Consider the following 7,944-nt stretch of genomic DNA (forward strand, 5'->3'; position numbering starts at 1 on the left):
CGGACTCTGACCAGCATTTGGTTAAGGGGGGCTTTAGCCCGTCCCATTGAGCGAAGTGAACGATTTGAACCAGTTGTTATGCATGTTTTACTAGCCGTTTCTTTAAATGATACAGATTAGTCCCGATTGGGCGATCCTCAAGAACACCATAAATCTCATACCCATGCCGCTCATAGAACTTTTTAGCATCAACGGTTTTTAAGAATGCAACTACTGCCCCGTTGTTGGCACCAATCGCTTCTGCTTTTTCCAAAAGCATAGATCCTACTTTTTTACCGCGATGAGATTCCTTAACCCAAAAGGTGTCAATTTCTAAGCCATCCCAGTAACAATTACAGCTTATTGCACCGATGTAGTCGCCTACTTCATCGTGTGCAACCACCATAAATATTTTATCTTCCGATTCTGGCGGAAGATTTGGATATTGAGTTCGAAGATATTCTGAAAACCTATTATTCAGAACTCCTTTATCCTTTTCTGTTGGAGAACCCAATATATCAATCTTGATTTCCACTTTATTGCTCCTTAAATTAAACTTTGAGGTGCCGAACGGCTTTTGGCATAACATTCCATGTTCATGCTTAATCCCTTGAGCAATCAAAAAATCGAGATTGTAAACGCGGCATCAAGAAGAGGGAAAGCGACATATTACTTTGCACATTACTGACGTATTAGCTGCGTGTCCATGGTCTGCTTCTGGCCGTCCTCTGCCGGTGACGAGAGGCGGGAGTCGGCCAATAGCGATCATTCGGAGGCGTCTACGAAACAGGGGGGGGGCGATTCACCCTGACTATTTGCCAAGAAAATAAAATTGTCCCCCTTAAGCTTTTATGTTCAACCGCGATGTACTTCATCAAAATCATCAGCCTTCGGCGTGGCCTGGATGCCTTTGGCTTCTTGAGCACGATAGTAGGCTTCGATGCTTAGAGATGCATCAATACGAGCCTTGATGATGCAAGGCTGTTTTTGCCAAGGGTAATGCTGTAACTGTTCGGTCAACTGCTTGAGGCCTGATGCAAGCCAGCCCTTTTCCGACTGGTCGCGCCAGCGTCGTGGGTTACGGCCAGTTTTGGCGTCGTAGGCGACAGTTATCGGGTCGAGGTGGCGACTTTGCTCGAGCACTGGCAGGTCCGGCAGCGGTTGTGTGACGTCCATGTAGCGTTGCAGGCAATCCCAGAAGGCCAGTGCATTCGCCTGGTCGAGACCTAAGGCGTGGACTTTGGTGGCCAGACAAATTTTGTTGTCGGTATAGCGGTGGTGCAACCAGATGGCATAGTCATGGGAGCCATAACCGCTGGGCAGCACTTGCAGCACTGGGTCGAACTCTTCAAACGGTGCAACGAACAGGCGGCGGAAGCGACGTTTGAAGCGAAGCATGCCGTCTATGCGGTTGAACTCGCTGCCGTCATACGTACTTATTTTGCTGTGGAGCCAGAGTAGAGCATCTGAACCTATGGTCGCCATGAAATAAAGGAAAGCACCCGCCCATAGAGCAATCTGCATACTGCTATTGCCCCATAACGAACCCTTAATCCAAAATACAGTAATGGCGCAGATAATTAAGCCTGCGATTTGTAGATGATGAACTATCTTTTTTCCTGTCATATATAAAGTTAAAGAAGTTAGGATTAAAGTGACGGCAAAAAATGAAATTAGAAGTGCAAGCCCTGTGTCAGGGGGACCATACCCGAGCTCTGGTTTAATTGATCCGAAGATCCAAGTAGACCAGGGTGCCCATATAAAAGAAATGCATACTATTCTAAGTACGAATAGTAAGTGAGGGATTTTGCTCGAATTTTGAAAGCGCCAGTGTCTGGCATCGCAATGTACCTCTTCCTTTTTTCCTTGCTTCTGCTGCCGCTGGTAAATCGATTGTTCTTCGCCTTGCAGCTGGATCGTAATTTCCATCGCCGGTTCCAAATTGGCGTAATGACCAAAGACGAGATGGGTATCAAAGCTCCCTGAACGATTGGCATCTTCCGTCCATTTTGGCGGTGGCAGAGGTTCATGGCTGTTGCTGCGGTAGGCACCGACAGCGTAAGGATTATCCATTTGCACAGTCATACGAAAAACTCAGTGATTTCGATTTGCCAATAAGGTGGTGCGTCATTTGGTGACTGATGGATTGGCGGGAGGCGACGGTTAGCCGGGGTGAAGGCTGACCAGCTTTTAGGGCTAGGTTGAGGCAACACCAACAGATCGTTTGCTTCATCTGCACTAAGTACAAACTGAGCACTAACTTTCAATCCTTGGGTCATGCGCATACTTTGGCGTTCAAGAGGACTGCGTTGGGCGACGCGAAGGCTGGAGGGAAGAACATAGAGCACGCTAGTGGCGTCCAATGAGAGCGCTGATAGTTTTGGGTCCGCAACGGGGACCGGCTCATAACGCTTGATATCGAAGGCAACGTCTGTACGCAGTCTGCTTTGGAACTCCTCGGCGATCAACTGAAATTGCCGGTCATTCTCAAACATCGACAGCAGTGGAGAACTTAGAACGATAGCCCAATCGTAATCGACTAGAGGTTGTTTTCCCGGAATATTGCATTGCATTCTCGAATCTTGCAGTGGCGCACGAGCGATATCAGCTTTTTGCAATGCCTCGAGATGGGCAGGTAATGCTTTTTTTCGCCAGTCGGCCAACCGCTGTACGAATATTTGCGGTTTTCCAATACTACCGATAAGTTGTTGATAGGCAATCTGCGGGTTCTTCAAATGAGCGAAACGCTGACCATTGCCCAAAGCCTGATCCAACATTCCTGCTTCGGCAAACTGGAGGCCGAATGGACCTTTTTTCACTACGATTTCTATGTCGCTGTCGGTGAATAGATTTGCTGCGATGGTACCACCGATAGTTAGCACTACACCTGCTACTAGGGCATAGGGATTAATAATTAGTCCAAATCCATAGGCAGCCCATAGGCCACTGCCAACAGCGGCAACGCCATAAGCAGCGGCTGCGTCCGTATCTCCTTGATTCAGCGATCGGTAACTGTCCCAACCGCTCAATATTGCTCCACCAAGAGTGGCGACCCCTCCAAGCGTTCGAAGTAAGGGCAGATTAGGGCTGCCAGTCTGCACTTTGAGGTTTTTCGCCCAACGAGTTGAAATTTTCTCTACGTTAAAGCGAGGTTTTGTGAGTTGGTGTTCAAAGGTTACGCCGAACAGTAGTTTGCTATGACTACCGAGGGCTGCCAGCAAGTCCAACGAAGCGCTTATCTCACCGACTATACCGCGCGCCCATTCGCCCCCAGCCCTAAGATCATTAAACGCTTTTATTTGTACCCACAAGTTATAGGCCGCAAACGCGACCATCAAAGTAGGCACAGCTTTGTTCTTCTCCATCGTCTCGGTAACAGCCCCGAAACGAACCCGAAATGTGCTGTATTTGGCAAGGTCTGCATTCCCTTTGGGAATGGCAATGACCGTGACATCGCGCAGCGTAGGGTGTCTTGCGCTCGAGTCACGCGGGCTGGTGCTGCCCACAGTTGTGCCAGACTGATCATGCAGCGTGGCGTAACGATAGCTTTTACGGGTCAGGGCTTGCCGTTCAACGTCGGTGAGTCCGCCGCGAAGTCCTGCGCCTTGTACCCCGATAACCACGTAATTTTGGGCCAGCGCCTGGCCCTGAGGCATTAACTTGATTTCGGCCATTTTCGGCGAGAGTGCTGCCAGGGTCACAAATGTGGGGGAGAACAATCGGTCAAGCTGGATTTTCGACGCGTCCTGCGACAGACGGCCGATCTGGGCCACGACACTGGCACCAAAGTTATCGAGTAAATCGGCAAGAAAATACGCAAAGCCTTTGCCGGCACTGGGATTATCCACTTCACCCGTCAGCGATGCTGTCAGCATCAACGTGCTTAAGCCCATGGCCTCCGGTTTTGGCTCTTGACCGCTGTCGGCCAGGGTTTTTAAACGTTTAACCAGGTCGGGCAACTGGTCGGCGGTTTTTGCCAGCAACAGGGCGCCTAGTGGGTGCTTGCCCTGAAGCAGGCCTTGTACGAGGCGATTGATAGCGCCGGTGAGTTCTGGATAGCCCTTACCGGTATACATGGCGTCACTGCGGTTAGGAACCTGATTCAGCGCATCGAGTGCCTCGTTCAGCAGGCTGTAAGGTTCCAACAGTGCTTCGTTGCGACTGTAGCTCCAGTCGAGCAGCACCGGCTGCAGTTTTTTGTCCAGAAGGTCTACAAGGGTTGATAACAGTTTCGCCAGTTTTTCACGACTATTCTCACGAGCTTCTTCGAAGACAGCTTTCTGCAGTTTAGGCAGGTCTACCTCGTCGCTGAGTTTGGCGAGTGGACCGGCGAGCATGCTGTAAAGCACCTGTGCATAACGTCCATGAGGCTCGTGGGGTACTAGAGCATTAAGGGTTTGCAAATAATCGACGCAATCGCGAATTTGCGCGGTTGTGTGACGCAAGGCGAATAGCGGGTCATCGAGAATCATGCCAACCAAGTGCGGGTAATCACGCAATTTGTTCTGGGCCAGCACGTCCTCACCGGCTTCTAGATTGGGAAGCGCCGTCGGTGGCGGGAGCTTGAGTTTTACCGCCAGATCCTGCTTGCGTTGTTGCAGTTTCAGTATCAACGCATCTGGTTTGAATGCAGCAAGCGCCGGGGTGAAATCCGCAGGATCTTCCAGAGCGCTTTCGATGTTGAAGTCGCGAGCCCGCAGCCCTTTGACTAGGCCCTTTACAGGTGTCGCCGGATAAATCAACGAAGCCTTCCAATGCTTCGTTTCGCCCGCAGTCGCTGCCCAGGTAGGCGCCATGTTTTGACTGCGTGCCTTGATCCGTCCCGAGTCCTTTTCGAGCCACTCGATGTATTCCCAGGTCCACGGCAATTCGCTATAGGCCATGCTTAGTTGGTCGCCAACGAATCGACCCTGTAGAAACATCGGAACCAGAATCAGATATTGTTTGACGCCCACTGGTTCGCGTTTGTCTGCGTCGCCTTTTTTCTCCGCAATCTTGCGCCAGTGGGCCACGTCGACGTCGGACAGCTGACCTTTACCGTCGGTTTCCAGCTCTCGCCACAGCTTGTTTTTCAGGAACACATAGATGCGGCCAGGACGCGGTAATGCTCCCTGTAACGTTTCATTGAGTTTGTCATACCCCGGCAGCCGCGCTAGCGGAGTGACCGCCAGCAACGTGTTGTGCTGGTACTTTTCTTCCTCTTGGGTGGTCTTGGCATCGACCATGATCGGAATCAGTAGCTTGCCACCATCGGTACGTCCTATGTTCAGCGCCAATCTCGACTTTTGCTCATTTTCGTATTCGGTTTTCTTGCGCGTTCCTTCGCTGATGGGCTTGTCGTTAAAACTGCTCATGCCTTACCCTCCGGGCCCAGTAGTTGCAATTGGCTGCCCAATTCAGGGTCGCCCCAGACGTCGACGATGAGGGCCTCTGGGCCTTTCTCTCCAGGGGTTTTTCTCGGTGCGGCATTGTTTACCGGTGCATTGCCAAGCGTCTGCCCGACAGGCGCGGTGTCTGCAGGTTTAGGTGGCACCGGTAGCATCGGTGCAGCGCCAGTCCCAGTCCCTGCGCTGCCCCCGGAGTTCATATTGATCACCGGCCCGCTTAGCGTCACACCCCCGGCATCGATCTTGATAAAGCTGCCACCGCCGATAAGAGTCAGTTCGCTGCCGGCCTCCAGTACAACCTTGATGCCGCTATCTAGATGAATCTCCTGGCCCGCTTCAATGAACTGCCCAGTGCCGATTTTGATGTGTTGGTTCACACCCACGGTGAGGTGGTCGTTGGCGCGGGTTTCGACTTTGCGGTCGGCGTAGACGGTGTGGTGTTCTTCGGCCTTGAATTCGCTGTAGCTGTTTTGCTCGACGGTGTCGTGGCGCTCGTTGCCGACGCGGATTTTCTGGTCGTGCTCGACGTTTTCGTCCCAGTCGCGCTCGGCATGCAGGAAGATTTGTTCCTGGCCTTTTTTGTCTTCGATGCGCAGTTCGTTGTAGCCGCCACCACCCTTTGAGCTCAGGGTTTTTAAGGTGCTGCGGGTTTTGTTCGCCGGCAGGTCGTAGGGGACGACGTTTTCCTTGTGGTACAGGCAGCCGCTGATCAGGGGTTGATCGGGGTCGCCTTCAAGGAAGCTGACCAGCACTTCCATGCCGATGCGCGGGATGGCGATGCCGCCGTAGTGCGCGCCGGCCCAGGCTGAGGAAACCCGCAGCCAGCAGCTGGTTTTGTCGTCGGCCTGGCCTTCGCGGTCCCAGTGGAATTGCACTTTGACGCGGCCGTACTGGTCGCAGTGGATTTCTTCACCTTTGGGACCGGTGACCACGGCGCTCTGGCTGCCGAGGATGCGCGGTTTGCGGTGATTCAGCGGCGGACGATTGGGCACGTCCCACGGCGTGGCCTGGAAGCGGTTGCGGTAGCCCTGATGGAAATCGTCTTTGAGTGCAGTGGTGTCGCTGGTCACCGACTCTTCGAGCACTTGCGGCTGTTTGCCTTCGTGCAGGACTTCAGTCAGCAGCCACAGGTCGTTCCACTTGGCTTTCGGATGCTCGGTCAACGCCAGAAAATGCCCGCTGACCAGCAACGGCTGATCGCTTTTGCCTTCGGCCAACTGGAAGTCGCTGCGATGGCGTTCGAGGGCGCGCTTGGCCAAGTGTTTGCCGCGCTCGCGGTCGATGAAACGCCCCGGGTAATCGTAGTCTTCGAGGTCGGGCAGGGCGTCGCCACGGTTTTCGCTTTCAAGGGTGATGCGCGGTTTTTCGAAGTCGTAATCGCGGCGCGTGGTGCGGCTGGTGCGGGTTTCCAGGCGCAGGTCGAAGCGCTTGATCACTGGGTTGGTGGCGACCATGCCGGAGTCTTGCTGGTAGGCCACTGGCGCGAGTTTCGGGAACACCGTTTGGTCATCGCCGAATACCAGTTTGTGGGCCGTGGCGCTGTGCTGGAAGTGGTAGTGGATACCTTCTTCCTCGCACAGGCGCTGAATGAAGTGCAGATCCGATTCGTCGTATTGAACGCAGTAGATGCGCTCGGGATAAATCGCCCCGACTTTGAATTCGTAGGCGTTGCTTTGGATGCCGTGCTCTTCGAGGACCATGCCGACGATTTTCGGGACGGTGAGGTTCTGGAAGATGCGTTGGTTGATGCGGTGCGCGAGGTAGGACAGTTGAGGGCGCAGGGTCACCGAATAACGGGTCAGGCGTTTGCCCGAGTCACCTTGCGCGGCGCGATAGATCTGGCCGTGGATGCCGCTGCCATCGGGCGAAAGCTGCAGGAAAGCGGGTTTGTGCAGCAGGGTTTCGAGGTCCAGCGACGGCTGCTCACTGACCAGATCCACCTCAAACACAAACGGCTGGCTGATGCCTTCCCGGCCTTGCAGGGCAAGAACCTGCAGATCGTTGGAAAGGCCTTCGATAGTCAGGGCAAAGTGAGTCTGATTGGCCGGCGCGAACATCCCTTGTTCCTTGTGCAGTGCTTACTGCGCTCGTCGACACCCGGAAACCGGGTCAACGGACGCGAAATTCTGGAGGGGCGTAAACAACATCGACCAGCAGAGCTGGCCGATGCTTGAAGCGGTCAGCCGCGATTAAGCGACTGGCTGACGCCAGTCATCGGAACCCGAAGTACCGGATACTTCGTGGGTCCAGGTGATTTTGCGGTAGGTGAACTGTACTTCTTCCAGGTGCGTGAAGTGGGAGTTCGACGGATCCTGGCAGTTGTGCATTTTGTTGTTGATGGCGACGATGATCGCATCTTCCAGTTTGGTGGTGTAGTAGTGCTCTTGGGTACCCTGAGCAGAAGTACGGTACCACTGGATAACGATTTCGCTCATGCGCTCGCCGGAGGTCAGAGCAGCTTGCAGCAGTGGCGAAGCCTTGTCGTAGACCTTGGTGATCACAACTGGCTTGTGAACGCGCTGACCGGTAGGTTGGCCGGACTGCGGGTCACGCGGGATGATGACGTCGTGGTTGAACG

Annotated in this window: 5 protein-coding genes; all 5 read right to left on the reverse strand. The window is 53.5% G+C overall.

Annotated features, from left to right (window positions below; translation table 11 throughout):
- Positions 1-76: 76 nt before the first annotated feature.
- Positions 77-514, reverse strand: coding sequence for a GNAT family N-acetyltransferase (locus tag ACOI8A_RS27235; RefSeq protein ID WP_420647852.1), 438 nt, complete (start codon positions 512-514; stop codon positions 77-79).
- Between the two features lie 320 nt (positions 515-834).
- The gene (locus tag ACOI8A_RS27240) at positions 835-1,464 is read right to left on the reverse strand and encodes a hypothetical protein (protein WP_208672214.1); all 630 of its coding nucleotides are present in this window, start codon (positions 1,462-1,464) and stop codon (positions 835-837) included.
- A 596-nt stretch (positions 1,465-2,060) separates the two neighbouring features.
- Entirely contained in the window at positions 2,061-5,333 is a 3,273-nt protein-coding gene (locus tag ACOI8A_RS27245; protein ID WP_420647853.1) for a hypothetical protein, read from the reverse strand.
- A complete protein-coding gene (gene tssI, locus ACOI8A_RS27250; protein WP_420647854.1) occupies positions 5,330-7,423 on the reverse strand; it encodes a type VI secretion system tip protein TssI/VgrG in 2,094 nt (697 codons plus the stop codon). The genes ACOI8A_RS27245 and tssI overlap by 4 nt, the downstream gene beginning before the upstream one ends.
- 132 nt (positions 7,424-7,555) lie before the next feature.
- On the reverse strand, positions 7,556-7,944 hold a 389-nt coding region (locus ACOI8A_RS27255), incomplete at its 5' end, for an Hcp family type VI secretion system effector (RefSeq protein WP_420657885.1).

The sequence above is a fragment of the Pseudomonas sp. P4795 genome, assembly GCF_048822895.1.
GTDB lineage: Bacteria > Pseudomonadota > Gammaproteobacteria > Pseudomonadales > Pseudomonadaceae > Aquipseudomonas.